This is a genomic window from Prevotella sp. Sow4_E9_plate (assembly GCF_052116205.1).
Taxonomy (GTDB): domain Bacteria; phylum Bacteroidota; class Bacteroidia; order Bacteroidales; family Bacteroidaceae; genus Prevotella.
The window spans coordinates 1-615 of the sequence record NZ_JBQKLN010000134.1 but is presented as its reverse complement, the minus strand read 5'-3'; the positions used below and the strand labels follow the sequence as shown (position 1 = coordinate 615).

The following is a 615-nucleotide window of genomic DNA, read 5'->3' as shown; positions in this document are numbered from 1 at the left end:
AAACAGCTTGCCATACAGACGTTTAGCCAATACATCGAATACCGCTGGATCTTTGTCGCTAACGTTTGCACCAGTGAGAACAAAAGCAATTATCTCACCTCTATCATTACAAGCCAGATGTAGCTTGAACCCATGACACCATCCCATTGTTCCCTTTCCGTCTGTGGCAATGCCTTTGAACACTTTGTTGGCATAACGCCTGAGATTGTGGCATATTGGTATCATGGTTGAATCAACAAAGGTTATACCAGTACATCTGCCAAAAGCACGGAGATTCAGGAAGAACATGAGAGGGAAGAATACGCGACTTTCAAGTTCTACAAAACGGTTATAAGACACCGCATTTGGAAAATATGACTTCAAAGTTCCTCTAATAAAGAATAGGTAATAATGCTTGAAGTTTCGGAACGAGCCGAAATGGAAATACAGCAAAATCGTCATGATTTCACTATCAGATAAAGAGGCTTTACGTCGTCTGCGCTTTACTCCATCTTCACTCAAAAGCAATTTTCCTGCATTTTCAGCATCAAAAACTTTGTAAAATTCATCAATAATACAAAATAATTCTGTAACTTTGTCCTTGGTAATCTCCATAATGATATCTTTTTATGTTTG

The 615-nt window shown here is 38.5% G+C and carries 1 protein-coding gene; it reads right to left on the bottom strand.

What is annotated here, in order from left to right; genetic code table 11:
• A partial coding sequence (locus ACTQ53_RS17565) for a transposase (RefSeq protein WP_441934606.1) occupies positions 1–594 on the bottom strand: 594 nt, incomplete at its 3' end.
• Positions 595–615 lie beyond the last annotated feature (21 nt).